Here is a 25,922-nt window from a genome sequence, read left to right as displayed (position 1 = left end):
GTGCATCCGGTGGCCAAGCGGCAGCGGCTCGAAGTCCTGATCGGGATCCTCGGGTTCTTCACGGTGATGGCGTTCGTCGCCGCGGTCGTCGAGGTGTTCCGCGGCGACCCCGGCGTCACCCCCGCGCTGGTGTTGCTCGGGTGCCTGGTGCTGTCGGGGCTGGCGATCACCGCCCGGAAGCGTGTGCGCTGAAACCGTCCGGCCGGTACGGATAGTTGCTGAGCGATAGCGCGCCGCACGCCACGCCTCCAGTCGTTCACATAACATACGTACGGGTGGGTGCGACGATCCTCCGTGACCGGATAACTGACCGGGAGTGTGTAAGTGAGTTCAGGCAACGACGCGACGGACAATCGTGCCTCCGATCCCGGAGACACACCGCCCGCAGACGACGGTTCGGCCGAGACGACCACCCCACCACCGGACGGGACGAAGAAGCGCACCCGGTGGCGCACGGTCCGCCGGGTGAGCCTGGTCGTGATCGCGTTGCTGCTGGTCATCCCGCTCGTCGTCTTCCTGGTCAGTTACATCCGCGCCGAGGTCCCGCGGCCGTCGGACATGAAGACCAACCAGGTGGCGACCGTTTTCGCCGCCGACGGCACCACCGAGCTGACCAAGGTGATCCCGCCGGAGGGTAACCGCACCGAGATCGCGCTCGACGCCATTCCCCAGCACGTCCGCGACGCCGTCCTGTCGGCGGAGGACCGCAACTTCTACTCCAACCCGGGGTTCTCCGTCACCGGGTTCATGCGTGCCGCCCGCGACAACGTCCTCGGCAAGGAAAGCGCGGGCGGCGGGTCGACGATCACGCAGCAGTACGTCAAGAACGTGCTGGTCGGCGCGGACCGCAACGTGTACCGCAAGATGCGGGAACTCGTGATCTCCACCAAGATGGCCCGCGAGTGGTCCAAGGACGAGATCCTCGCCGCCTACCTGAACACCATCTACTTCGGTCGAGGCGCGTACGGCATCGAGGCGGCGTCGCGCGCGTACTTCGACAAGCCGGTCGGCGACCTCACCGTCGCCGAGGGCGCGGTGCTCGCCTCGGTGATCCAGAGCCCGTCCTACCTCGACCCCGAAGCGAACCTCGACCAGTTGCAGGCGCGGTGGAACTACGTGCTCGACGGCATGGTCTCGATGGGTGTGCTGAGCCAGCAGGACCGCAGTGCCGCGGAGTTCCCGGTCACGGCGCCGTCCAACCGGCCCACTGACGCCAACTCCGCGCCCGGCCCCGACGGCCTGATCCGCAACCAGGTGCTGCGCGAGTTGTCGGATGCGGGCATCTCCGAGCAGACCCTCAACACGGAGGGCCTGCAGATCACCACCACGATCGACCCGCGGGCGCAGCAGTCCGCGATCGACGCTGTCCACGACAACCTCGAAGGTGAGGATCCGGCGCTGCGGACCGCGGTCGTGTCCATCGACCCGCGCACCGGCGGTGTGCGCGCATATTACGGCGGCGAGGACGGCGCCGGCTTCGACTACGCGCAGGCGCCGCTGCAGACGGGGTCGTCGTTCAAGGTCTTCGGCCTGGCCGCCGCACTGGATCAGGGCATCCCGCTCTCGGCCCGGTTCAGCAGTGCTCCCCTTACTGTCGGCAGTGTGCAGATCGGCAACGTCGAGGGCGAGTCCTGCGGCACGTGCACCATCGCGGAGGCGACGAAGCGGTCGCTGAACACGAGCTTCTACCGGTTGATGATGTCGATGGACAACGGCCCGCAGGCCATCGCCGACGCCGCGCACAAGGCGGGCATCCCGGACTTCATTCCCGGCGTGCAGGGCAAGACGCTCAGTGAGAACGGCGGCGAACCGGAGGGCGGCATCGTACTCGGCCAGTACCTGTCGCGGCCGATCGACATTGCGTCCGCGTACGCGACGCTCGCGGCGTCCGGGGTGTATCACCAGCCGTACTTCGTGCAGCGTGTCGTGACCGCCGACGGTATCGTGCTCCTCGACCGGGCGCCCAGCCCCGGCGAGCAGCGACTCGACGCGGCCGTCGCCGACAACATCAGCCAGGCCCTGATGCCGATCGCCTCGTACTCGCGGGGCCACGCGCTGGCGGGGGGACGCCCGTCCGCGGCGAAGACCGGCACGGCGCAACTCGGCGACACCGGTGAGAACAAGGACGCCTGGATGGTCGGCTACACGCCGTCGCTGTCGACGGCGGTGTGGATCGGTAAGGCCGACGCCACCGCCATCAACAACACCTGGGGCGGGCTGATCTACGGTTCGGGTCTGCCGTCGGACATCTGGAAGGACACGATGGACGGCGCGCTCGACGACACCGACTGGGAAGACTTCCCGTGGCCCGACCCGATCGGCGGCCAGGCCGGCGTGCCGACGTGGAGCGGTCAGACCGGCGGCGACGGAACGGCTCCCGGCACCAGCGGGGCCGTCCCACCACCCGGCGCGCCCACGCCCGCACCGGTCGAGGTTCCACCGCCGGCCACCGTCCCGGTGCCGCCCGTCCCACCGGTGCCCGCACCCGTCCCGGCGCCGACCCAGATCGAAATCCTGCCGGGCGTCATCATCCCGCTGCCGGGTTAGCCGAGGTTCTGGAACCCGCCGCGCGGCGGAGTTCGGTGCGGCAGCACCACAACTCGCAGCGCGGCGCGGAGGCTTTCCTTCGTCTTGGCCCAGGCCCGCGCCTCGTCCTCGCACATGTCGGCCTCTTCGGCGTCCTCTTCGCGGGCGAGTTCGCCGTTGTGCCGCCACTCGATCTCCTGCTCGGAGCAGAGGCGGAGGAATTCCAGGATGGTGTCGCGGTCGCGTCCGCAGATTTCCGCGACGTCGTCGGGGTCGAGACCGCTCTCGGAGTCGAGGTGGATCAGGGTCACGAGGGCGGCGGGGAACTCGTCCGCACATTCGTGCTCGGCGGACGAGGCGGTGGCCTCGGGTGTGGAATTGATCTTGCCGCCAAGCTTTTCGGCGAACGCGTCGTCGACGGTGTCCACGAAATGCTCGAACATCCGGAACACCGACACCAGATGATCGGCGACGAACGGTGACCCGTCGACACGCATGACGGCGACCACGTTGTCGACGATGAGCAGGAACTTGATGTCGGGCCACTGGCGGTTGAGGTCGGCCAGCGCCTCCGCCGTGCGCGTGCGGTCGCTGATCGTGTGGACCACGCGGGCGAACACCTCGACGCGGGCGTCCTCCTCGATGACCCGCACATACGTGGGGAGGTCGCCGACCCACACGAGGATGTCGCCGTCCGCGTCCTTGCCCGGTTCCTGCTCGAGCATGGCCTCGACCGCGGCGTCGACACGGTCGCGCAACCCGGTGCCGTCGCGGAGCTGGGCGGGGACGTCGGCGGTACCGAACTCGGCGGTCTCGTCCCGGCCGCCGGTGATCGCCTTCAGGAACGAGGGGTGCAGAAGGTCCCAGATCTCGCGGAACACGGTGACCGTCATCGACGCCAGCAGGTGGGCGTCGTCCCGGTCGGCGTCGAGGTAGTACGACGCGGAGCCGTTGCCCTCGTCGACGTGCTCGCACAGGTCGGGGCGGTTCCAGCCGAGTTCGATCAGCCGTTCGTGCTCCTCCGCGGTGAGCGCCCGCGCCGGGTGCAGGAAGCGGTTGGACGGCACCTCGCACCGCACCCTGTCGCCGGCCCACGCGAAGAACCGCACACACGCGGCGGTCTCGACGAGGCCCTCGTCGACGCTGTCGTACTGCGACTGCAGCACCAGTTCGTCGTCGTCCTCCATCGCGTGCACATAGCCGGTCAGACGGTCCTGGAGCTCGGTCCAGGCGTCGTCGATCTCGCGATCGAAAGTGTTGTCGGACATCACGCCTCCCTCGATGAATCCTGGGTGTCACCGTAGAGGGAGGGTCTGACAAGAAGTCGAACACAAAGGCGAATGCACCTTTCGTCGCCGTGAAGACGACGAAAGGTGCATTCGCCCGTAAAGCTGTGTGGATTACTCCGCGTCGATGATGAACGCCTCGAGCTCGATGCGAGCCTTGTCGTCCGCCATCTGGACCGGCGGGGACTTCATCAGGTACGCGGACGCCGGGTAGACGGGTCCGCCGATGCCGCGGTCCTTGGCGATCTTGGCTGCGCGGACGGCGTCGATGATGATGCCCGCCGAGTTCGGGGAGTCCCAGACCTCGAGCTTGTACTCCAGGTTCAGCGGAACGTCACCGAACGCGCGGCCCTCGAGGCGGACGTACGCCCACTTGCGGTCGTCGAGCCAGCCGACGTGATCGGACGGGCCGATGTGCACGTTGCCCGGACCGAGGTCGCGGGTCAGGTTCGACGTCACGGCCTGCGTCTTGGAGATCTTCTTCGACTCCAGGCGGTCGCGCTCGAGCATGTTCTTGAAGTCCATGTTGCCGCCGACGTTCAGCTGCATCGTGCGGTCGAGCTGCACGCCGCGGTCTTCGAAGAGCTTCGCCATCACGCGGTGGGTGATGGTGGCGCCGACCTGCGACTTGATGTCGTCGCCGACGATCGGGACGCCGGCGTCCTTGAACTTCGCGGCCCACTCGGGGTCGGACGCGATGAAGACGGGCAGGGCGTTGACGAACGCGACACCCGCGTCGATGGCGCACTGGGCGTAGAACTTGTCGGCGTCCTCGGAACCCACGGGCAGGTACGAGACCAGCACGTCGACCTTGGCGTCCTTCAGAGCCTTGACGACGTCGACGGGCTCGGCCTCGGAGATCTCGATGGTCTCGGCGTAGTACTTGCCGATGCCGTCGAGGGTGGGGCCGCGGAGCACCGGAACGTCGGCCGGCGGGACGTCGGCGATCTTGATGGTGTTGTTCTCGCTGGCGAAGATGGCCTCGGACAGGTCGAATCCGACCTTCTTGGCGTCGACGTCGAACGCGGCGACGAACTGCACGTCGCGCACGTGGTACTTGCCGAACTTGACGTGCATGAGGCCGGGAACGGTCGCCGTCTCGTCGGCGTCCTTGTAGTACTGCACGCCCTGAACCAAGGACGAGGCACAGTTCCCCACGCCCACAATGGCTACGCGCACCGCGGTGCTGTTCTCACCCATGGTCGGGTTCTCCTTTTTTCTTAGGTGTTGCTGTCGATTGCTCGGCGGCGATCAGCTCGTTGAGCCAGCGCACTTCACGCTCGCTGGACTCGAGACCGAGCTGGTGGAGCTGCTTGGTGTAGCGATCCAGCGTGCCGCTCGCTTTTCCGATCGCGTCGCGGAGTGCCTCCCGGCGCTCCTCGACCTGGCGTCGTCTGCCTTCGAGAATCCGCATCCGCGCCTCTGCGGGTGTGCGACTGAAGAAGGCGAGATGAACGCCGAATCCATCGTCGGTGTAGTTCTGCGGACCCGTGTCGGCGACCAGTTCCTTGAACCGCTCCTTGCCGATCGGCGTGAGCTGGTAGACGCGGCGGGCGCGACGCTTGACGGTCCCCGGAGGACCTGCGTCCTCGGCGATCAAACCGTCCGCCTGCATGCGTCGGAGCGTCGGGTAGAGGGAACCGTACGAAAAGGCGCGGAATGCACCCAGGAGTCCCGTCAACCGCTTGCGTAGCTCGTATCCGTGCATGGGTGACTCGTGGAGCAGCCCGAGAATTGCCAATTCGAGCATGTCCACCCCCTGAGTCGCCCGACCTAACCGTGTGATGCGATTCAAAACTATATCGCACCGATATATAGGACGATACGCCCGCTCGATACATGGAACAAGCCGTCACAGGTTGTCAACCCTGGTCCGGGCGCGCGGAAGCGCCGACGATGTTTCAGGGGGGCGGGACAGCCGCCCGGACGCTCAGCCCTCGTACGGGTAGATGTCGAACGGCTCGCCGTCGAATCCGACGACCATGTGCCCGCTGTCGCCGTCGGCGTTCTTCACGTGGATGGAGATGGTCGGCGGTCCGTCGTCGGAGCCGGGTTCGTAGCCGAAGGACACGATCTCCACCGCACCGTCGGGGACGCGCAGGGTTTCGGGTGCCCCGGCGAGCAGTCCGGCGATCGCGACCTGGTCGACGGTGCCGAGGTCGAAGGACCTCTCGTCGGCGGCGCGGCTGGAGGAACTGCCCCAGTCGTCGAACTCGCCGTCGTAGAGGTAGGAATCGGACTGCCTCGCGGTGCCGGCGGCCGGCCGGTCGACGACGGCGTGTTCCGGGTAGAGGCCGACGTCGTCGGCGACGGTGTCGCCGTACTCGGCGCGGTACTCGTCGAGGAAGAAGTGCAGGCCCGCGCCGGTGGTCAGGTTCGGCACCGATTTCGACGGGCCGAGGTCGCTGTTCGCGACGACTCCGGCGATGCCGCCGACGGCGGCCGCGGCGAAAACGAGGATCGCCGCGTACACCCATCGCCGGGGCGATCGGCGGCGGCGCGGCGACACGACGGGGCTGGCCGCGAGCCGGCTGGGGATCTGCAGGTCCGCGATCAGGCGTCCGAGTTCGTCGAACGTCTTCGCCCGCATCGCCGTGGACGTGCGGGAGGCGTGTTCCGAGGCGGACAGTTGACCGTCGGCGAGGGCGGCGTCGAGCAGCCCGCACGCGTCGGCGCGGTCGGAGTCGCGGGCGCGGATACCGGCGAGTGTGGTCCTGGGCATCTGCGTCCTATCGGCCGAAGGGGCGGACGCTCAGTGGTTCACCGGACGGGGTGAGTTCCATGTATCCGCTCTCGCTGAACTCGTTGTTCACGTAGACCGACACGGTGGGGCCGGCGCTGCCGGTCTGGAACGAGATGTGACTGACTTTTCCGTCGGGGACGTTCAGGCTCACCGGGGCGCCCGCGACCGTTCCGCCGATCCTGTCCAGGTTCAGCGTCGTCAGGTCGAACACGGGGGTGTCGACCTTCCGGGTGGTCGGGGTGCCGGACGGCGTGAACCCGCCGCGGTAGTCGTAGCTCACCATCCGGTTCGGTTCGAGTGGGAGCGCGCGTTCGAGGCTGGCGTGGCCGCCCTCGTAGAGGGTGAGGTCGTCGACGATCAGGTCGCCGAACTTGGCGCGGTACCGGTCGAGGAACACCTTCATGCCCTCGGGGGACACAGGGTTCGGGGTCGCGACCACCAGCGGTTCGACGGCATCGAAATCGATCTGCTGCGCGACGGGCGTCACGGTGGCCTCTGCGTCGTCGCCGTCGGCGAGGGTGAAGGCGCCGACCGCCGCCGCGACCGCGACCGCGGCGACGGCGAGCGGGAACCAGGGCCTGGCGGTGTCGCGCGGGGGCCGGGCGTCCGGCGGTGCGTCGGCGGGCCGCTGCAGGTCGCCGACCAGAACGTCGAGGTCGGCCAGGGTGCGGGCCTCCGAGGCGAGTTCGGACATCGCGCGGTGCTCGGCCTTGTTGATCTGGCCGTCGCCGAATGCGGCATCGAGCAGTGCGGACGTGTTGGCTCGATCGATGTCACGTGCCCGCGTGTTCGGCGGGTATCGGCTGGCCACCCGAGGATCTTAGAGCGCAAACCCCTAGTTCGCGGGGTTCACCTGCCACACGTCGCCGCCGAGGGTCGCCCGCAGGTAGCCGCCGCCGGTCTGGGCCTTGTCGTAGACGTACACGTTGATCGTCGGTCCCTTGCCGCCGTCGGCGAGGAGAACGTGCCCGATGGTGCCGTCCGGGACGCCGACCAGCCGCGGTGCGTCGGCAATGAGCGCGACGAGTGCCCCTACGTTTACCTGTGCGAGGTCGACTTCACCGGTTCCGGGAAGGCGCTGTGTGCGGATGCCCGAGCTCTTGAAACCGCCGCGGAAGTCGTACCGGTCGACCTTCTCGGGCGCGTCCGGGGCGGTCCGAGACAGGATCGCGTACTGGTCGTACAACCCCAGTTCGTGGACGGTGAGGTCGCCGAACGTCTGCCGGTACTGCTCGAAGAGGGCGTAGATCCCGTCCTGGGTGAGGGGTTGCGCCTGGCCGACGATGATCGGCTCGACGGCGGGCACCGCGACCTCCGGCTGGGCCAGGGGCTTCTCGACCTGCGCCGGGACCGGTGTGACGACGGGGTCCGGGCCGTCCTGCCCGGTGAGCGCGAGACCGATCGTGCCGACCGCGCTCACCGCCCCGCACGCGACCGCGATCCGCAGCGCCCGCCGGGGTGATCCCGGGGTCCGGACGGGTGCCTGTTCCGTGACCGCCGAGGGCAGCTGCAGGTCGCTGATCAGCAGGTTCAGCTCGGCCAGGGTCTTCGCGGACATGGCCTGGGCGGACCGGTCGTGGTACTCGCCGGCGCCGAGCTGGCCGTCGGCGTACGCGGCGTCGAGTTGGCTGCATGCGTTGACCCGGTCGAGGTCACGTGCGCGAGTCTGCGAGGACGGTCCTGAGGCCACATCGGCATCGTAGTGCGGTAACCGTGTTTGACCAGCGTCACTCGACCGACCCCTTCTCTCCGAACGCGACGCACGTACTCTGGTCTCCGTGCGGATACAGCGGCAGGTGGTGGACTATGCGCTTCAGCGCCGGTCTCTCCTGGCCGAGGTCTACTCGGGCAGGACGGGTGTCAAGGAGGTCTGCGACGCCAGCCCCTACCTGCTTCGTGCCGCAAAGTTCCACGGCAAGGGCAGTGACGTGGTGTGCCCGATCTGCCGTAAGGAGCAGTTGACTCTGGTTTCCTGGGTCTTCGGCGACAAGTTGGGCCCGGTGTCGGGTTCGGCTCGTACGGCCGAGGAGTTGGTGCGTCTTGCGTCCACTCAGGAGGAGTTCTCGGTTCACGTGGTCGAGGTGTGCCGGACATGCAGCTGGAACCATTTGGTTCAGTCCTATGTTCTCGGTACCGTGCCCGCACCGAAACGGCCCAGGCGGTCGTCGCCACGGCCTCGGCCTCCGAGCCGTCGCACCGCGAGCGAGTAGACACGCCCGAACACGGACGCGGGCCGAAGAATGCCCACAGACGTAACGCAGGACTGAAGCCGGTCCACAACCACTGGAGATTTGTACGTGAGTTCCCCCCGCAGCAACGCCCCGGGTGATCGACCGAACGGACCGAGACGACCGAGTGGCCCCCCGCCACAGGGGCGCCCCGGAGGTCCACCACCCCGCGGCGGACAGCCTGCGGGTGGTCCCCCGCCGCGCCGGATGCCGCCTCCGCCCCCGCAGAGTGGTGGCCGTCCCCCCGGCCCGCCGCCGCGTCGTCCCGGTCCGCCGCCGCAGGGTGGTGGCCGGCCGCCCGGTCCCCCGCCGCGCCGTCCCGGTCCCCCGCCCGGACGTCCCGCGGGTGCGCCCCCGGTGGCGCGTAACCAGTCGGGCCCCGGTGGGCGCCCGCCGGGACCGCCGCCGTCGAACGGCCGCAAGACCGGTGGCGGCCGCGGTGGTGAACCGCCGAAGGGTGGAAAGAAGACGGCTGTGAAGAAGTCGCGGTGGAAGATCGTGCGCCGGACGGCGTTCGCGTGTGTCGCGCTGGGTCTGATCATCCCGATCCTGCTGTTCATGGCGGCCTACGTCGTCCAGGACGTTCCGCGTCCCGGCGACCTCAAGACCAACCAGGTCGCCACGATCTACGCGTCCGACGGCACGTCGGTGCTGAGCAAGGTGGTGCCGCCGGAGGGCAACCGCACCGAGGTGACGCTCGACCAGATCCCGAAGCACACCCGTGACGCGGTGCTCGCTGCCGAGGACCGGGACTTCTACTCGAACCCCGGCTTCTCGATCGGTGGTTTCGCGCGTGCCGCCCGCGACAACGTCCTGGGCAAGGACAGCGCCGGTGGTGGCTCGACCATCACGCAGCAGTACGTGAAGAAGACGATGGTCGGTTCCGAGCGTTCGCTGACGCGAAAGATGAAGGAACTCGTCATCTCGTCGAAGATGGCCCGTGAGTGGTCCAAGGACGACATCCTCGCCGCGTACCTGAACACCATCTACTTCGGGCGTGGTGCGTACGGCATCGCGGCCGCGTCGAAGGCGTACTTCAACAAGCCCGTCGACCAGTTGACGGTCGAGGAGAGCGCGGTGCTGGCGTCGTCGATCCAGCTGCCGTCGCTGCTCGACCCGGAGACCAACCCGGAGGGCGCGCAGGCGCGCTGGAACTACGTGCTCGACGGCATGGTGTCGGCGGGGACGCTGCAGCAGTCGGCCCGGTCGGTGATGCAGTATCCGCCGTACGTGCCGATCGCTCAGGTCGACAACGGCAACCAGGATTCCGGACCGGAGGGTCTGATCAAGAACCAGGTTCTGCGGGAGCTGGGTGAGGCGGGGATCAGCGAGCAGCTGCTCAACACCGAGGGCCTCGAGATCACCACCACCATCGACCCGGTCGCCCAGGCGGCGGCCGTGGATTCGGTCCGCTCGAACATGGAGGGTGAGCCGGAGAACCTGCGCACCGGTGTGGTGTCGGTCGACCCGAAGACGGGCGCGGTGCGGGCGTACTACGGTGGCGAGGACGGCGGCGGCTACGACTTCGCGAACGCCGGCCTGCAGACCGGTTCGTCGTTCAAGGTGTTCGGTCTCGCCGCGGCCCTCGACCAGGGCATCCCGCTGTCGCAGATGTACGACAGCTCGGAGCTGACGGTCAACGGCATCACCATCAGCAACGTCGAGGGCGAGGGTTGCGGCACCTGCACCATCGCCGAGGCGTTGAAGCGGTCGCTGAACACCAGCTTCTACCGTCAGGAACTCGAACTCGACGGCGGACCGCAGGCGATCGCCGACATGGCCCACAAGGCGGGCATCCCGCAGGAGATCCCCGGCGTCGGGCCTTCGCTGACCGAGCCGGACGGCAGTGGTCCGAACAACGGCATCGTGCTCGGCCAGTACCAGTCGCGGGTCCTCGACATGGCGTCGTCCTACGCCACACTGGCCGCGTCGGGCACGTACCGTGCACCGCACTTCGTGCAGAAGGTCGTGAGCGCGGACGGGACGGTGCTGCTCGACCGCGGCGGCGACACCGGTGAGGACCGCATCGACAAGGACGTCGCCGACAACGTGACGTCGGCGATGGAGCCGATCGCCGGGTACTCGCGTGGCCACAACCTGGCAGGCGGACGCCCGTCGGCCGCGAAGACCGGTACCGCGCAGCTCGGCGACACCGGGAAGAACAAGGACGCCTGGATGGTCGGGTACACCCCGTCGCTGTCCACGGCGGTGTGGGTCGGCACCACCGACGGTCAGGCGCTGGAGAACAGCGGCGGCGCCATGATCTATGGTTCCGGTCTGCCTTCCGACATCTGGAAGGACACGATGGACGGCGCCCTCGAGGGCACCGACGTCGAGAAGTTCCCGAAGCCGGGTGCGATCGGTGGTCAGTCGGGTGTCCCGGCCTATTCGGCGCCCGCACCGACCAAGACGTCGGCGCCGCCGTCGAGCACGTTCCAGTTGCCGACGGAACTCGTGCCGCCGGTGGTCGTGACGCCTTCGCCGGTGGAGATCCTGCCCGGCATCACCATCCCGATCCCGGGACTGGCACCGCGGCAGACCACCCCGGCCCCGGCCGTTCCGGCGGAACCGGAGACGACGACACCGCCGAACGCCGGTAACGGCAACGGCCAGCAGCAGGTTCCGACCCGTTAACGGCGACCGGTAGCCTCGCGGAGTGGCCGACAACCGTGACGCGCACGCCGTCCGAGACGCGGGCGAGACGGATTTCGTCTCGCCCGCGCCGCTGGCGAAAGACCGGCGTTCCGCGGATTGGCGGGACCTTCCGGGCCGCACCGACCCTCTGACCGCCGATCTGTCCGGCGTGATCGGCGGTCCGGTCGGACGGCACGCGGTCGTCGGGCGCAGCCGGTTCTTCACGCCGATGCGCGCCATTCTGTTGCTGGCGATCGTGTTTCTCGCGCTCGGCTGGTTCGCGAAGGCGCCGTGCATCCAGCAGGCTCCCGTCGGTGAGAACGGTGCGCTCGGGCTCGACTGGAGCGGCAGCAGGCAGTACGTCGCGATGTGTTACTCGGACACGGTGCCCCTGTACGGGGCGGAACGGTTGAACGAGGGCGCGTTCCCCTACAAGAAGTGGTGGGAAGAAAGCGCAGGCAACGGCCAGATCCAGCGTCGCTACATGGAATACCCGGTGATCTCCGGGCTCTACCAGTACGGCGCGATGACGATCGCGAAGTCGTGGGATGCGGTGCACTGGTTGCCCGGTGCCCTGCAGGTCGCGATCTATTTCAACGTCGTCGCACTCGGTCTGGCACTGGCCTGGCTGGTCACCGTCTGGGCGAGCGCGCTGCTGGCCGGACGCCGGATCTGGGACGCCGCGCTGATCGCCGCGTCCCCGCTCGTGATCGTGCACGCGTTCACGAATTTCGATCCCCTCGCAACGGCTTTCGCCGCGGGCGGGCTGCTGGCGTGGTCGCGAAAACGGCCGGTGCTCGCCGGGATCCTGCTCGGGCTCGGCGGCGCCGCCAAGCTGTATCCGCTGCTCCTCCTCGGACCCCTGCTGGTGCTGTGTCTGCGCACGGGCCGGGTGCGGGACTGGTCGGTTACCGCACTGACCGGGGTCGGCGCGTGGATCGCGGTGAATCTGCCGATCGCCGTGCTGTTCCCGCGCGGCTGGGCCGAGTTCTTCCGGCTCAATTCCGAACGCGGCGCCGACCCCGACTCCGTCTACAACGTCATCTCCTCGTTCACGGGCTGGACCGGATTCGACGGCATCCTGGCGGCCGGTCAGGCGCCCACCGTGCTCAACGCGGTGTCGTTCCTGCTGTTCGCGCTCGTGTGCGTCGGGATCGGGTATGTCGCGCTGACGGCGCCGAGACGGCCGCGGCTCACCCAACTGTGCTTCCTGCTGGTCGCGGGTTTCCTCCTCACCAACAAGGTGTGGAGCCCGCAGTACTCGCTGTGGCTCGTGCCGCTGGCCGTGCTCGCGTTCCCGCACCGGCGGATCCTGCTGGCCTGGATGACGATCGACGCACTCGTGTGGGTGCCGCGCATGTTCTACTACCTCGGCGTCTCCAACAAGGGGCTCCCCGAGCAGTGGTTCACCGCCGCGGTGGTGGTCCGCGACGTCGCGGTCGTGGTCATCTGTGCGCTGATACTCCGCCAGATCTACCGGCCCGACGAGGACCTCGTGCGGTACGGCTTCATCGACGATCCGGTAGGCGGGGTGCTCGACCAGGCGCCCGATGCGCAGCCGCGGTGGCTGCCTGCCTGGCTACGCCCGCGGCCACCCGTAGAAGCGTCTCCCGCTCACGGTGTTTCGCCAGGCTAGGGCTTCGACAGCACCAGCACAGCCCCGACCGCGAACACGGCGATCGAGACACCGAGGGCGATCGCGCGGATCGACCACTGGCGGGCGTCGGCGGCGGCGCGCACCGACAGGTCGTACTCGCCGCGCTCCCACAACCGGTGGACGGTGCGCGCACGCAGCAGCGCGACGATACCGAACGGCACGAACGCGACAATCGCAAGTACGGCGAGCGGCAGACTGCTGGCCGGCGGCGGTGCCAGCGGCCCGCGGTAGTCCGCCCCGGTGTCCTGCTGCTGCGACGTCATGCGTTGCCTCCCCGTGGTGGTGCCCACGACCGTGGGCGACGACGTGGAGTATAGACCGTCGAGATCTCCGACTGTGCAGTGCCTTTCGCGTGGCCGGCGGCTACGGCCCGGCTACCGGCCGGTCTCCACGGCGGGCGGATGCGCCCGGGCCGCGACCCACGCCGCCACCTGGGTGCGGGAGCTGACGGCCAGCTTGTCGAAGATGTGCTCGACGTGCCCGTCGACGGTGCGCCGCGAGATCACCAGCCTTTCGGCTATCTGCCGATTACTGAGACCCTGCGCGAGCAGTTCGGCGATCTCCTGTTCCCGTTTCGTCAGAGGCGACGCCTCGGCGACGGGCGCCGCCGCGTCCTCGGTCCGGGTGCCGAGCGCGAGATCGACCGCCTGCTCGATGGTGAGCCGGATCGCGGGCGTTGCGAGTTGGGCGAATTCGCCGGGCCCCACCATGCGGGCGGCGTCCCGCTCGGACGACTGCGAGTCGTCGGTGATCTGGGGGCCGAACGCCGCGACCGACGTGCCGAGCCGATGCCACACCCCCTTCGCGGCGCCGCACAGGGTCGCCGCCGCGTTCGCGTCGCCGCTCGACGTCGCCACCCACGACAGCACCTCGATCGACAGGGCCGTGCAGATCTTGTCCTTGAAGTCGCGTTGGATCCGCAGCGCCTGCTGGGCGGCGTCGACGGCGTCGTCGGCCCGGCCCAGGTGGAAGTACGCGACGCTCGAAACCCAGAGGGCGTAGGCCTTGTTCCACTTCTCGCCGTGCCGGTCCGCCACCGCGATCACGTCGCGGCACGTCTCCAGTGCGTCGTCGAGGCGGCCGTCGTAGGTCTGCGCCATGCCCAGTTCGAACGACGCCGTCAGAGCCGAGGCCGTGTCGCCGACGGCGCGGTGGACGGCGATCGCGTCACGGAACAGCAGGATCGCGTCGGCGGGGCAGCCGGAGAACACCGCGTGGATCCCCGCCCAGTGATCGGCGTGCGCGCGCAGTCGCTCGTCGCCGAGTGCCGTCGCGATCGCGGTGCATTCGTCGAGGTGTTCCCGCGCGGCGTCGCGGTCGCCCTGGATCAGCGCGGTCCACGCGGTCACCCACAGCACGTCGCCCCGCTCCCGGGTCGGTTCGGTGAGCCGCTGCAGGATCCGCTCGAGCCGGATCCGCCCGTCGGACAGGTTGCCGCCGGCGATCCAGTGATACCGCAGGGCGACGGCCAGTTCGGCGGCCGCGGCCCGCTGCGAGTCGTCGTGCAGGGCCCAGTCCAGGGCGGCGACGAGGTTGGGGTGGTCGATCCGCAGTTCCGCGAGCGTCTCGGATTGTCCTGGCCCGCACCAGTCGAGCGACGACCGGCGGGCGCGCTCCGAATAGTGCTCGAGGTGTCGCCGGTACATCTCGTCGCGCTCCCCGCTCAGCTCGAGGAGCTCGTGCCCGTACTCCCGAACCGTCATCAGTTGCGAGTAGCGGAGTCGCTCGGTCGAACGGTCGACGGTGACAAGGCATTTCCCGACGAGCCGATCGAGGACGTCGATGACCGGTGAGTCCGACAGCGCACCGAACCCGCTGATCGCCTCCGCGGCGTCGAGATCGAAGCTTCCGGGGAACACGGCGAGCCGGGACCACAGCAACCGCTCGGTGTCCGAGCACAGTTCGTAACTCCAGTCGATGAGGGCGCGCAGCGTCTGCTGACGGGGCAGTGCCGCCCGGTCGCCGCCGGTGAGGAGCGCGAAACGCTGGTCGAGGCGTTCGACGAGTTGCGACGCGGACAGCGACCGCATTCGGGCCGCGGCGAGTTCGATGGCGAGCGGGATCCCATCGAGCTGGTTGCACAACTGCGCGATGGCGGGGGCGTTCGCGTCGGTGAGGCGGAAGTCGGCGACGACGCCCTGCGCGCGCTCGACGAGCAACGACACCGATTCGAACGGGGCGATGTCCGCTGCGCGGCAGCCCTCGATATCACCCGGAGTGCTCAGCGGCGGAAGGAGGTACGTGAATTCGCCGGCGATTCCGAGCGGTTCGCGACTCGTGGTGAGGATCCGGACCTCCGGTGCCGAGGCGAGGACGGTGCCGACGAATTCGCTTGCGGCGGACAATAGGTGCTCACAGTTGTCGAGGACGATCAGCAGGTGCCGGGACTGCAGGTGGTCGATCACCTTGTCCATCACCGCACGGCTCGACTGGTCGGTGACGCCGAGGGCGGCCGCGGCGGCGGAGGGCAGTGCGTCGGGATCGCGGACGGGCGCGAGGTCGATCCACCGGACCGAGTCGCGGAAGGCGCGCGCCGAGCGGACCGCGAGTTCCTCGGCCAACCGCGTCTTGCCCACGCCGCCCGCGCCGAGCAGCGACACCAGCCGGGACTGTTGGAGTCGGGCGCGGGCTTCCTCGATCTCGCGCCGCCGGCCGATGAAGCTGGTCATCGACCTGGTGAGTTCTCTCGATCGAGTCAGCGGATGTCTCCCGTGTCCGGTCGGCCAGGTGTGGCACGAACCTACTCCCACCTGCTGTGACGGACAACACAGGTAATCAAGGGGGTGTTTCACCCCGTGTGGGGGTGCTGTGACGTGGGTCATTGTCGTTGGCATACCCCGGTTGCCCGCTCGACTCCAGCCGGAACCCATCGCCCCGAGGAGCCCAACACATGTCAAAGACCAATTCTTCCGCCGACGTCGATGTCGTCGTCGTGGGTGCCGGGTTCGCCGGCCTCTACGCGCTCCGCAAGCTGCGCGACACGATGAAGCTGTCGACGCGGGTGTTCGAGGCCGGTTCGGACGTGGGCGGCACCTGGTTCTGGAATCGGTACCCCGGCGCCCGCTGCGACATCGAGAGCGTCCACTACTCGTACTCGTTCGACGAGGATCTGCAGCAGGACTGGCAGTGGAGTGAGAGGTTCGCCGGACAACCGGAGATCCTCCGCTACCTCGAACACGTCGCCGACCGCTTCGACCTGCGGAAGGACATCACGTTCGACACCCGCGTGGTCGGCGTGCACTGGGACGACGAGAACTCGGTGTGGACGGTCCGCACCGACGACGGCGCCGTCGTCCGCAGCCGGTACTTCATCTCGGGGGCGGGCAACCTGTCCGTGCCGAAGACGCCGGAGTTCGGCGGCATCGACAACTTCCGCGGGGAGGTGCTGCTCACCGGCAACTGGCCGCGCGAAGGCGCCGACTTCACCGGCAAGCGGGTCGCCGTGATCGGGACCGGGGCCAGCGGCATCCAGGCCATCCCGTTCATCGCCGAGGACGCCGCCGAACTGGTCGTCTTCCAGCGCACCCCCAACTTCGCGACGCCCCTCGGCAACGGTCCGATCGACCCGGACGAGGTGGCCGAGATCAAGGGCAACTACGCGGACGTGCGGAACGCGGCCCGCAACCACTTCCTCGGCGTCCCGTTCGATCAGGTGCAGCCGTCCGCGCTCGCCGTCGACGCCGACGCGCGTCGCCGCACGTTCGACGAGCGCTGGAACGCCGGCGGGTTCCGGTTGTTCATCGACTCCTATCAGGACATCCTGTTCGACAAGGCGGCCAACGACACCATCGCCGACTACATCCGGGAGCGGATCCTCGAGCGGGTCCAGGACCCGGCGAAGGCGGCGACACTGGCCCCGACCGGCTACGCGTACGGCACCAAACGTCCCCCGCTCGAGACCAACTACTACGAGGCGTTCAACCGCGACTCGGTGAGCGTCGTCGACGTGAAGACCACGCCGATCGACGAGATCACGCCGACCGGAGTCCGGGTCGGTGACCGCGTCTACGAGGTCGACACCATCGTGCTCGCAACCGGATTCGACGCCATGACCGGCCCGCTGATGGCGATGGACATCCGCGGTCGGGGCGGTCTGCCGTTGGCCGAGAAGTGGGAGCACGGACCCAGGACGTACCTCGGCATCATGGTCAACGAGTTCCCGAACCTGTTCGTCATCACCGGGCCGCAGTCGCCGTCGGTGCTCTACAACATGCCACTCGCCATCGAGGACCACGTCGACTTCGCGACCGACGCGATCGACTACCTGGACCGCCGCGGCCTCGACGTCATCGAGCCCACGCCGCAGGCCGAAAGCGAGTGGGGTGCTTTGACCAACGACATCGCCAACCAGACCCTGCTGCCGGAGACGAACTCCTGGTACATGGGCGCGAACATTCCCGGCAAGCCCCGTGCCTGCATGGTCTATCTCGGCGGCGCCCCCACCTACCGGGCCACCTGCGAGGACGTCGTCGCCGGCGGCTACTCCGGCTTCGCGCTCACCCGGGCGGAGGCCCGCGTGGCCTCCCCCGCCGGGCAGCGTGTCCGCCGGGCTTCCACAGTGTCCTGACCCCGAACCCCGACAGAGGAGACCGACATGGCACTCGATTCACACGCAGCCGACCTGATCGCCGGACTACAGGCGCAGCGGCTGAAGGCGTTCGAGCACAGCACCGTGGAGGAGGTGCGGGCGGTGGTGGCGACGTTCACCGGACTGCAGGCGCAGCCCGAACCCGTCGCCCGCGTGGTGGACGCGCACTACGAGAGCGGCGGAGCGCAGATCGCGCTGCGGGTCTACATCCCCGAGGGGCAGGCGCCGCACCCGGTGGTCCTGTACTTCCACGGCGGCGGATTCGTCGCGGGCGACCTCGACGTCGTCGACGAACCCGCACGCGCGGTCGCGAACGGCGCAGGCGCGATCGTCGTCGTCGCGACGTACCGGCGCGCCCCGGAACACCGGTTCCCGGCCGCCGCCGACGACGCGGCGGCCGCCCTGCAGTGGGTGGCGGCCAACGTCGGGACGTACGGCGGTGACCCCGGCAACGTCGTCGTCATGGGTGACAGCGCCGGCGGCAACCTGGCGGCGGTCACCGCGCTGCGCGCACGCGACGAGGACGGGCCGCGGCTGCGAGGGCAGGTGCTGATCTATCCGGTGATCGACCCGAACGCGGAGTTCCCCTCCCGGCGGGAGTTCGCCGAGGGATACGTGATCGGCGCCGGCGACCTCGACTGGTTCTGGAGCAACTACCTGCGCTCGCCCGAGGACGCGACTCATCCGTACGCCGTCCCGAGCCGCGCCGCGAGCCTCGAGGGACTTCCGCCCGCGCTCGTGCTCACCACCGAGAACGAGGTGGCCCGCGACGAGGCCGAGGCGTACGCCGGGGCGCTGCGGCAGGCGGGTGTCGACACGGAGGCGATCCGCTTCGACGGACTCCTCCACGGCGCGTTCTGGATGTCCGGGGCGGTTCCGCGCAGCAGCGAAATGCGCTCGGCCGTCGTCGAGTTCGTGAAGCGGGTGACGGCCACCGCGCCCGTCCTGTGACGTGACCCGGCCGCGTCAGCCCTCGACTCGCGCCTCGAGTCGGGGGCAGAGGCGCGGCCATTCCTCGTCGACCATCGAGAACAGGGCGGTGTTGCGCCACGATCCGTCGCGGCGGCGCCGGTGTTTGTGCAGGATGCCCTCGAACTCGGCACCCAGCTTGGCGATGGCGCCGCGGGAGTGGGCGTTGCGCTCGTCGGTGTGCCATTCGACGCGGACGGCGCCGAGGTCCTCGAACGCCCGCCGCAGCAACAGCAGTTTCGATTCCGGGTTGATCAGCGTTCCCTGCGCGGAACGCGACAACCAGGTGTGCCCGATCGCGAGACTGCGGTTCTTCGGGTCGATCAGATACAGCGACGTCGAACCGACGATCCGCCCGGCGTGAACGTCGATCTGCGCGTACGCCAACCGGGTCGGATCCTCGTCGGCGCCGCGGACGAACGCCGCGGCGTCGTCACGGTCGGCGATGGCGACGGACGTCCAGTGGAAGATGCGGGGGTCGTCGACCGCGTCCAGCAGGCCGTCGACGTGGTTCTCGCCCAGCGGTTCGAGGCGTACGTGCCGTCCGGTGAGAGTGGGATGCGCGAACCAGGATTCGCTCATCGCGCCGGCTCGGGAGATTTCAGCATCGGCCGCCGGCCGGACCCCGGACCGGTGCGCCCGCGGACGGGCGGATGCCGGAGAGTCGCGCGCAGAAACACGAAGAACAGCACCACCAGCAGTCCCGCCCGACCCCACACCCCGAACTTCACCAGCACCTCGAACGTCGACGCGTCCGTCTGGGCGGCGAGGGCGCCGAAGTACTTGAAGACGCCGATCCCCATCGACAGGTCGGCCACGAGATACGCGGCGACGAGCCCCCACGGGACGCGCAGCAGCACGAAGAACGGGATCAGCCACAGCGTGTACTGCGGCGAATGAACCTTGTGCAGCAGCAGGAATCCGCACAGCATGGCGGCGCTGACGGCGATCCACGGGTACACGCCGTCGCGGTGGAATCGCAACCAGCCGAGTCGCAGGGCGATCGCGAACGCGGCGCACACGAGGAGCGGCGACAGCAGGCTCACCGTCTGGTCGTACGCGGGGAGCGGGACGTCGTCGGCGACCGGCCCGAACAGCGGACGCAGCCCCCAGTACCAGATGGAGTTGGTGGTGAGATCGGCCTGACGGTTCTCCTGGAACGTGAACGACGCCCGCCATCCGCTGTAGGAGATGAGGGCGAACGGCAGGTTCACCGCCACCACCGTGGTGATCGCGGCGACCGCGACCAGCACCGCGCCGCGCACGTCGTAGCGTCGCTCCGCGGTGCCGTTCCGGGTGAGGACGTACGCGATCAGCGGCAGCACGAACGCACCCGGATACAGCTTCAGGCAGAACCCGACGGCGAGGAGCACCGCCGCGAGGACAGCGCGGGTGCGGAGCGGGATCCGTTCGAGTGTCATGACGAAGATCGCGGCCACCGACGTCGCGACCACCGGCAGTTCCCAGTTGTGGAAGGCGTACAGCACCAGCGGCGGCGTCGCCGACCACAGCAGCGCCCACCAGCCGGCCAGCCGTCCCAGCATCCACGCCGTGAGCAGGCCGAACGGCGCGAGGATCAGCGCCGAGTGCAGCAGGAAGTCGGCGTCGGTGTGCGAACCGATGCCGCCGAGCCACATCAGCACGCCACTCAGCACCGGGTACTCGACGGTGCCGCCGGTGAGGACGCCGTCGGCGTTGATCCCCCCGGTGATGTACGGGAAAACGTGCAGGTTGACGTCGCGGCCGAGCCACAGGAACTGGATGTCGGAATAGCAGACCTGCGTGTCCTTGATGCGGTCGAAGATCAGGCTGCGCCCGACGCCGTCGAACGGCGCCCCCGCGCACCGCGCCTTCTGCAGGTAGCCGGCGAGCATGGCGAGGCCCGCCAACCCGACGACGACCGCCGTGATCGGCGACCGCTGCCGAGCTCCGATATGCATGAATCCACACTAGGGCGCTCCGCGCCCCGTGCGCCTTTCTGGTAGCCACAACTACCAAAAAGGCGCACAGGGCATTGCCCAATTTCGCTGGTCAGGGGCTCGTCGTGTACCCTGCAAAGGTTGCTGACGCAACGACCCTCCTGCCACGGACAGTCCGTGGCCGTTTTCACTAGTCCATAGGAGGTGATGAGGTCTTATGCGTCATTACGAATTGATGGTCATCCTTGACCCCAGCCTGGACGAGCGCACTGTTGCTCCTTCGCTGGATACGTTCCTCAATGTTGTTCGCCAGGACGGCGGCAAGATCGACAAGGTCGATGTCTGGGGTAAGCGTCGTCTCGCCTACGAGATCCTGAAGCACAGCGAAGGCATCTACGCGGTGATCGACATCAGCGCTACGCCCGCCACCGTCGCGGAGCTCGATCGTCAGCTCGGTCTGAACGAGTCGGTGCTGCGTACGAAGGTTCTGCGCCACAACAAGTGATTTCTGTCGGTCACCAGCCCTAGGCTCGTGCCCAACCGAACTCCACATTCTGCAGGAGGAACCATATGGCAGGCGACACCGTCATCACCGTCATCGGAAACTTGACGGCTGATCCGGAGCTTCGATTCACCCCCGCGGGTGCCGCGGTCGCGAACTTCACTGTCGCGTCCACGCCCCGCACCTTCGACCGTCAGACCAATGAATGGAAAGACGGCGAAGCACTGTTTCTGCGTTGCAACATCTGGCGCGAGGCAGCCGAGAACGTCGCGGAGAGTTTGACCCGTGGCTCGCGAGTGATCGTGAGCGGCCGGCTCAAGCAGCGCTCCTACGAAACTCGTGAAGGTGAAAAGCGCACTGTCGTCGAGCTCGAGGTCGACGAGATCGGCCCCTCGCTGAGGTACGCCACGGCCAAGGTCAACAAGGCCAACCGTGGTGGCGGCGGCGGTGGAGGCTTCGGTTCCTCCGGCGGATCGGGCGGCGGACGTCCGCAATCCAATACCGGCGGAGATGATCCGTGGGGCAGCGCGCCGCAGGCGTCCGGCTCCTTCGGAGGCTCTGGTGGTGGGAGCGACGAACCCCCGTTCTGATCCGTACCTGATCGGAACATCCAGAAAAGAGCAAACAAATGCCGAAGCCGCCCTTGCGCGACAAGGTAATGAAGAAGAAGATCTGCATCTTCTGCAAAGAGAAGAACACGCAGATCAACTACAAGGACACGACGCTGCTGCGTAAGTACGTCAGCGACCGCGGCAAGATCCGTGCGCGCCGTGTCACCGGCAACTGCGTCCAGCACCAGCGCGACGTTGCCATTGCCGTCAAGAACTCACGTGAGGTGGCGTTGCTGCCTTACGCCACCGTGGCTCGCTAAGGAAAGGGAGGAAAGACATGAAGCTCATCCTCACCGCTGACGTGGACAACCTCGGTGCGCCTGGCGACACCGTCGAGGTCAAGGACGGCTACGGCCGCAACTACCTGCTGCCCCGCGGCCTGGCCATCGTCGCCACCCGTGGCGCCGAGAAGCAGGTCGAAGGCATCCGTCGTGCGCAGGAAGCCCGCGCCGTGCGCGGTCTCGACCACGCCAAGGAGCTCAAGGCCGCCATCGAGGGCATCGAGAACATCTCGCTGACGGTCAAGACCGCCGGTGACTCGGGCAAGCTCTTCGGTTCGGTTACCGCCGCCGACGTCGCCGCTGCCATCAAGGCTGCCGGTGGACCCGTCGTCGACAAGCGCAGCCTGGAGCTGCCGAAGGCTCACATCAAGGCGACCGGCAAGCACGCCGTCGTCGTGAACCTGCACCCCGACGTGGTTGCGAAGTTCCACCTGAACGTCGTCGGCGCCTAGTCGACCCGTTCACACACAGGCCCCCCGGACGCCTTGGCGTGCGGGGGGCCTGCGCTTGTCGATTCCGGCTCTCAGCCGCCCTCTCCGGCCCGTTTTCGCGGGTGTGAAGCATGCAGAGGAGCGGCTTCCAGGTGTGTCTGGAAGTTAGCCGCCCGCGCCGGAGATCTGTGAGGTGAATCATATTGCCACCCGGGGGCGACCAACTCAACACGCCCGAGTCGTCAATGCGAAAGACACGCCGAACGGGTTTTCATCCACAGTTGTGAGAATCCAAAAAATGGCTCTGAGCTGGGTACTTGGGATTGTGATATGCACTTATCCTCAGGTTGTCCCCATGGGGTTAACAAACGTACCCAGCGGTTTACACAATTTGTCCCCAGCTGTGTACACAGGCTGGTTTGAACACCGGGTAGCTAATCCCTAACGTCGTCCCGGCGTGTCTCGCGATCACGACGCCGGCTGCCAGGAAGAGCCTGCGAAGGTTGTCGGTGGGGGCGAGTACAAAGAGTTCGTAGCACCAACACCGGGAAGCTTTTCCCGGGGCGGCGCAACAGTGATGGGGAAGGTCGGTCGAGTGGCTGTAGTAGACGATCGGGGCCATTCCGAATACCCGGGTCCGCCCGACGCGGAGCCCGGTGAAGAGTTCGGTCGGCAGCCCCCGCAGGACATGGCGGCGGAGCAGTCGGTGCTCGGCGGCATGCTCCTCAGCAAGGACGCCATCGCAGACGTGCTCGAGGTGCTCCGTCCCGGCGACTTCTACCGTCCCGCGCATCAGTCGGTGTACGACGTGATCCTGGACCTCTACAGTCGCGGTGAGCCCGCCGACCCGGTGACGGTGTCCGCGGAACTGGATCGCCGCGGTGAGCTCCGTCGCATCGGCGGCGCGCCCTACCTGGTGACGCTCACCCAGACGGTGCCCACCGCCGCCAACGCCGGCTACTACGCCGAGATCGTGGCGGAGAAGGCCATCCTGCGTCGCCTCGTCGACGCAGGCACCCGCATCGTCCAGTACGGCTACACCGGAGCCGACGGACAGGACGTCGCCGAGGTCGTCGACCGTGCGCAGGCCGAGATCTTCGAGGTCACCGAACGCCGCACCACCGAGGACTTCGTCCCCCTCGAGGAGCTCCTGCAGCCCACGATGGACGAGATCGACTCCATCGCCAGCCGCGGCGGCATCTCCCTCGGCGTCCCCACCGGCTTCGTCGAACTCGACGAGATCACCAACGGCCTCCACCCCGGGCAGATGATCATCGTCGCGGCGCGGCCCGGTGTAGGTAAGGCGCTCGCCCTCGACACTCCCCTGGCCACGCCCACCGGCTGGACCACCATGGGTGACGTCCAGGTCGGCGACCACCTCATCGACGCCGACGGCAAGCCCACCCGCGTCGTTGCCGCCACCGACGTCATGGTCGGCCGGCCCTGCTACGAGGTGGAGTTCTCCGACGGCACCGTCCTCGTCGCCGACGAGCAGCATCAGTGGTTGACGGGCGTCGACGGGCGGGGCGCCGTGCGCACCACCGCTCAGATCGCCGGATCGATCGACCTCGGGCACAAGGTCGCGCACACACGCGCGTTGCAGCTGCCGACGTCGACCGTGCACGTCGACCCCTACGCCCTGGGCGCCTCGCTCACTGTCGGGGGCAAGCGAATCCCGGCGGAACTGTTGCGTGGGTCGGAATCGGAGCGTCGCGAGTTGCTGGCCGGCCTGCTCGATGCCGCAGGGTCGGTCGCCGACGACGGCGCGGTGCGGTTCCAGACCGGGAATCCCCCGTTGTCGCAGGATCTCGCCGAACTCGTCGTCAGCCTGGGATACGACTGCCGTCCGATCGACGGCGGGGTCACGTTCTACGCCGACGACGAGGTGTTCCAGCTTCATCGGAAGGCCATCCAGCACAAGGAACTTCGCGGCGAGGTGAGTGGTTTCCGCCGCATCGTCGCGGTACGTCCGATCGACAGTGTCGCAGTGCGGTGCGTCGAGGTCGACAATGCCGACCATCTGTATCTGGCGGGTCGTTCGATGGTGCCCACCCACAACTCCACGCTCGGCATGGACTTCCTGCGTTCCTGCTCGGTGAAGCACGGCATGGCCAGCGTCATGTTCTCCCTCGAGATGAGCAAGACCGAGATCGTCATGCGTCTGCTGTCGGCGGAGGCGAAGATCAAACTCGGCGACATGCGCTCCGGCAAGATGACCGACGACGACTGGACGAAACTCGCTCGCCGTATGAGTGAGATCAGTGAGGCGCCGCTGTTCATCGACGACTCCCCCAACCTGACCATGATGGAGATCCGTGCAAAAGCGCGGCGGCTCAAGCAGAAACACGACATCAAACTGATCGTCATCGACTACCTGCAGCTGATGAGCTCGGGTAAGAAGGTTGAGTCGCGTCAGCAGGAAGTCTCCGAATTCTCCCGAAGCCTCAAGCTCTTGGCGAAGGAACTCGAAGTTCCCGTGGTCGCGATCTGCCAGCTGAACCGTGGTCCCGAGCAGCGGCAAGATAAGCGCCCGCAGGTTGCTGACCTGCGTGAATCGGGATCGCTCGAGCAGGATGCCGACATGGTGATCCTCCTTTACCGCCCCGACGCGACCGAACGCGACGACCCCCGCGGCGGCGAGGCCGACCTCATCCTCGGCAAGCACCGAAACGGCCCGACCGCGACGATCACTGTGGCGCACCAGCTTCACCTGTCCAAGTTCGTGGACATGGCGAGAGGTTAGGCAGCAGCCATCTGAGGCGCCGCCCTCCGTTGCAGAGAGAATGAGGGCGGTCCACTGCGCTGAACCGGTAATCCGCGACATCGCCCCACGTGGCCTAGCCCTCTGCGTTTCCGACATGGTCGACGACGAGCGATTCGGCTCGGCGGCGGGCGGGGGTGCGCGCGGAGTCGTGCTCACGGGCGGGGGTCGACATGTCCGACTCCGGTGCAGCGACTGCCTGTGGTCTGTGAGAAGCCGGCCACATCTGTTCCGGGTAGGCGAAAACGGGGTCGTGCGGTACCCCCGGAACCGCCACCCAGGGGTGATCTTCCACCCCCTGTCGGGTCGCCGATCACCCCCTCGGGGGTGTTATCGAACGGCGGCTTCCGGCGAAAACTAGTGGTCGTCCGAGAACCACCCCCGAACTTCAGGAGCCACAGAATGTCCTCGATCACAACACGCACCGCAGCCTCAGCAGCGATCGGCGTCGCCCTCGGCTTCGGTGCCGTGCTGGCCCAGGGCGCCACCGCCGCCGCCGCACCCGCGGATGGCGCCGCCCCGCAGGTCCCGTACACCGTCCAGGTGCGCGACCGCATCGGATGCGCCAACGCGTGGCCCATGGTCGCCTGCGATGCCCCCGACGAGGACGTTCCCGAGCAGGTCGAACTCTACGAACCGGGCACCACACTCACCGAGCCGGGCGGCGTCGACCTCTTCGGGTCCTCCAGCGCCCCGTACCACGCCGCGAACTACCCCCTCGAACCCGACGACGGCGTGATCTCCCATTCCCTCGACCCCGACATGCCCTGGATGTGACCACCGCCG

At 67.9% G+C, this 25,922-nt stretch carries 23 protein-coding genes; 13 read left to right on the top strand and 10 right to left on the bottom strand.

From position 1 onward, the window contains the following. Window positions 1-192 (top strand): hypothetical protein, encoded by a 192-nt coding sequence (locus JWS14_RS18165; protein WP_095861518.1) that lies wholly within the window; start codon window positions 1-3, stop codon window positions 190-192. A gap of 132 nt (window positions 193-324) precedes the next feature. Then, window positions 325-2,547, top strand: coding sequence for a transglycosylase domain-containing protein (locus tag JWS14_RS18160; protein WP_206013986.1), 2,223 nt, complete (start codon window positions 325-327; stop codon window positions 2,545-2,547). On the opposite strand, the gene JWS14_RS18155 is transcribed toward JWS14_RS18160, so the two are convergent. From JWS14_RS18155 to JWS14_RS18130, 6 genes are all read right to left on the bottom strand, one after another. Continuing rightward, window positions 2,544-3,794, bottom strand: a complete 1,251-nt coding sequence (locus tag JWS14_RS18155; RefSeq protein ID WP_072947298.1) for a T3SS (YopN, CesT) and YbjN peptide-binding chaperone 1 — start codon at window positions 3,792-3,794, stop codon at window positions 2,544-2,546. The two genes, JWS14_RS18160 and JWS14_RS18155, sit on opposite strands and share 4 nt — an antisense overlap. 132 nt (window positions 3,795-3,926) lie before the next feature. Next, a complete protein-coding gene (locus tag JWS14_RS18150; RefSeq protein WP_072947297.1) occupies window positions 3,927-5,012 on the bottom strand; it encodes an inositol-3-phosphate synthase in 1,086 nt (361 codons plus the stop codon). Beyond that, complete coding sequence (locus tag JWS14_RS18145) at window positions 5,005-5,562, bottom strand: PadR family transcriptional regulator (protein ID WP_005264441.1); 558 nt, start codon at window positions 5,560-5,562, stop codon at window positions 5,005-5,007. The genes JWS14_RS18150 and JWS14_RS18145 overlap by 8 nt, the downstream gene beginning before the upstream one ends. Before the next feature lie 180 nt (window positions 5,563-5,742). Then, window positions 5,743-6,534 (bottom strand): DUF1707 SHOCT-like domain-containing protein, encoded by a 792-nt coding sequence (locus tag JWS14_RS18140; protein ID WP_206013985.1) that lies wholly within the window; start codon window positions 6,532-6,534, stop codon window positions 5,743-5,745. Window positions 6,535-6,541: 7 nt separating this feature from the next. Further along, entirely contained in the window at window positions 6,542-7,366 is an 825-nt protein-coding gene (locus JWS14_RS18135) for a DUF1707 SHOCT-like domain-containing protein (RefSeq protein WP_206013984.1), read from the bottom strand. Between the two features lie 24 nt (window positions 7,367-7,390). Continuing rightward, entirely contained in the window at window positions 7,391-8,245 is an 855-nt protein-coding gene (locus tag JWS14_RS18130) for a DUF1707 SHOCT-like domain-containing protein (protein ID WP_206013983.1), read from the bottom strand. A gap of 88 nt (window positions 8,246-8,333) precedes the next feature. On the opposite strand from JWS14_RS18130, the gene JWS14_RS18125 reads away from it, so the two are divergent. The 3 genes from JWS14_RS18125 to JWS14_RS18115 all read left to right on the top strand — a co-directional run bounded on the left by JWS14_RS18125 (window position 8,334) and on the right by JWS14_RS18115 (window position 13,053). Beyond that, on the top strand, window positions 8,334-8,765 hold the full coding sequence (locus JWS14_RS18125; protein WP_072947293.1) for a DUF5318 domain-containing protein: 432 nt from the start codon (window positions 8,334-8,336) through the stop codon (window positions 8,763-8,765). A gap of 375 nt (window positions 8,766-9,140) precedes the next feature. Next, window positions 9,141-11,417, top strand: a complete 2,277-nt coding sequence (locus tag JWS14_RS18120; protein WP_241031397.1) for a transglycosylase domain-containing protein — start codon at window positions 9,141-9,143, stop codon at window positions 11,415-11,417. A 22-nt stretch (window positions 11,418-11,439) separates the two neighbouring features. Then, entirely contained in the window at window positions 11,440-13,053 is a 1,614-nt protein-coding gene (locus JWS14_RS18115) for a glycosyltransferase family 87 protein (protein ID WP_072947292.1), read from the top strand. On the opposite strand, the gene JWS14_RS18110 is transcribed toward JWS14_RS18115, so the two are convergent. Further along, entirely contained in the window at window positions 13,050-13,337 is a 288-nt protein-coding gene (locus tag JWS14_RS18110) for a CD225/dispanin family protein (protein WP_072947291.1), read from the bottom strand. The two genes, JWS14_RS18115 and JWS14_RS18110, sit on opposite strands and share 4 nt — an antisense overlap. A 111-nt stretch (window positions 13,338-13,448) precedes the next feature. Next, on the bottom strand, window positions 13,449-15,743 hold the full coding sequence (locus JWS14_RS18105; protein ID WP_206013982.1) for an ATP-binding protein: 2,295 nt from the start codon (window positions 15,741-15,743) through the stop codon (window positions 13,449-13,451). Between the two features lie 221 nt (window positions 15,744-15,964). Between JWS14_RS18105 and JWS14_RS18100 the strand changes: the two genes are divergently transcribed. Continuing rightward, window positions 15,965-17,641, top strand: a complete 1,677-nt coding sequence (locus tag JWS14_RS18100) for a flavin-containing monooxygenase (RefSeq protein ID WP_206013981.1) — start codon at window positions 15,965-15,967, stop codon at window positions 17,639-17,641. A 27-nt stretch (window positions 17,642-17,668) separates the two neighbouring features. Further along, entirely contained in the window at window positions 17,669-18,613 is a 945-nt protein-coding gene (locus tag JWS14_RS18095; protein WP_206013980.1) for an alpha/beta hydrolase, read from the top strand. 15 nt (window positions 18,614-18,628) lie between these two features. Here JWS14_RS18095 and JWS14_RS18090 read toward each other — a convergent pair whose 3' ends face one another. Together JWS14_RS18090 and JWS14_RS18085 are read right to left on the bottom strand one after the other, a co-directional pair. Then, on the bottom strand, window positions 18,629-19,213 hold the full coding sequence (locus JWS14_RS18090; protein WP_206013979.1) for a GNAT family N-acetyltransferase: 585 nt from the start codon (window positions 19,211-19,213) through the stop codon (window positions 18,629-18,631). After that, window positions 19,210-20,571, bottom strand: a complete 1,362-nt coding sequence (locus JWS14_RS18085; RefSeq protein WP_095861530.1) for a glycosyltransferase family 87 protein — start codon at window positions 20,569-20,571, stop codon at window positions 19,210-19,212. The genes JWS14_RS18090 and JWS14_RS18085 overlap by 4 nt, the downstream gene beginning before the upstream one ends. Before the next feature lie 196 nt (window positions 20,572-20,767). Here JWS14_RS18085 and rpsF point away from each other — a divergent pair, with 196 nt between their 5' ends. The 6 genes from rpsF to JWS14_RS18055 all read left to right on the top strand — a co-directional run bounded on the left by rpsF (window position 20,768) and on the right by JWS14_RS18055 (window position 25,913). Next, window positions 20,768-21,055 (top strand): 30S ribosomal protein S6, encoded by a 288-nt coding sequence (rpsF, locus tag JWS14_RS18080; RefSeq protein ID WP_005249677.1) that lies wholly within the window; start codon window positions 20,768-20,770, stop codon window positions 21,053-21,055. A gap of 65 nt (window positions 21,056-21,120) precedes the next feature. After that, window positions 21,121-21,642, top strand: a complete 522-nt coding sequence (locus tag JWS14_RS18075; RefSeq protein WP_012690423.1) for a single-stranded DNA-binding protein — start codon at window positions 21,121-21,123, stop codon at window positions 21,640-21,642. 38 nt (window positions 21,643-21,680) lie between these two features. Further along, window positions 21,681-21,923 (top strand): 30S ribosomal protein S18, encoded by a 243-nt coding sequence (gene rpsR / locus JWS14_RS18070; RefSeq protein ID WP_005249686.1) that lies wholly within the window; start codon window positions 21,681-21,683, stop codon window positions 21,921-21,923. Between the two features lie 17 nt (window positions 21,924-21,940). Further along, window positions 21,941-22,396 (top strand): 50S ribosomal protein L9, encoded by a 456-nt coding sequence (gene rplI, locus JWS14_RS18065; RefSeq protein ID WP_072947285.1) that lies wholly within the window; start codon window positions 21,941-21,943, stop codon window positions 22,394-22,396. Window positions 22,397-22,970: 574 nt separating this feature from the next. Beyond that, window positions 22,971-25,118, top strand: a complete 2,148-nt coding sequence (gene dnaB / locus JWS14_RS18060) for a replicative DNA helicase (RefSeq protein WP_072947314.1) — start codon at window positions 22,971-22,973, stop codon at window positions 25,116-25,118. 420 nt (window positions 25,119-25,538) lie between these two features. Continuing rightward, the gene (locus JWS14_RS18055; protein ID WP_206013978.1) at window positions 25,539-25,913 is read left to right on the top strand and encodes a hypothetical protein; all 375 of its coding nucleotides are present in this window, start codon (window positions 25,539-25,541) and stop codon (window positions 25,911-25,913) included. Window positions 25,914-25,922 lie beyond the last annotated feature (9 nt).

It is taken from the genome of Rhodococcus koreensis, assembly GCF_017068375.1.
GTDB lineage: Bacteria > Actinomycetota > Actinomycetes > Mycobacteriales > Mycobacteriaceae > Rhodococcus_F > Rhodococcus_F koreensis.
The sequence above is the reverse complement of the archived record's forward strand: the minus strand, read 5'-3'. Positions and strand labels throughout refer to the sequence as shown.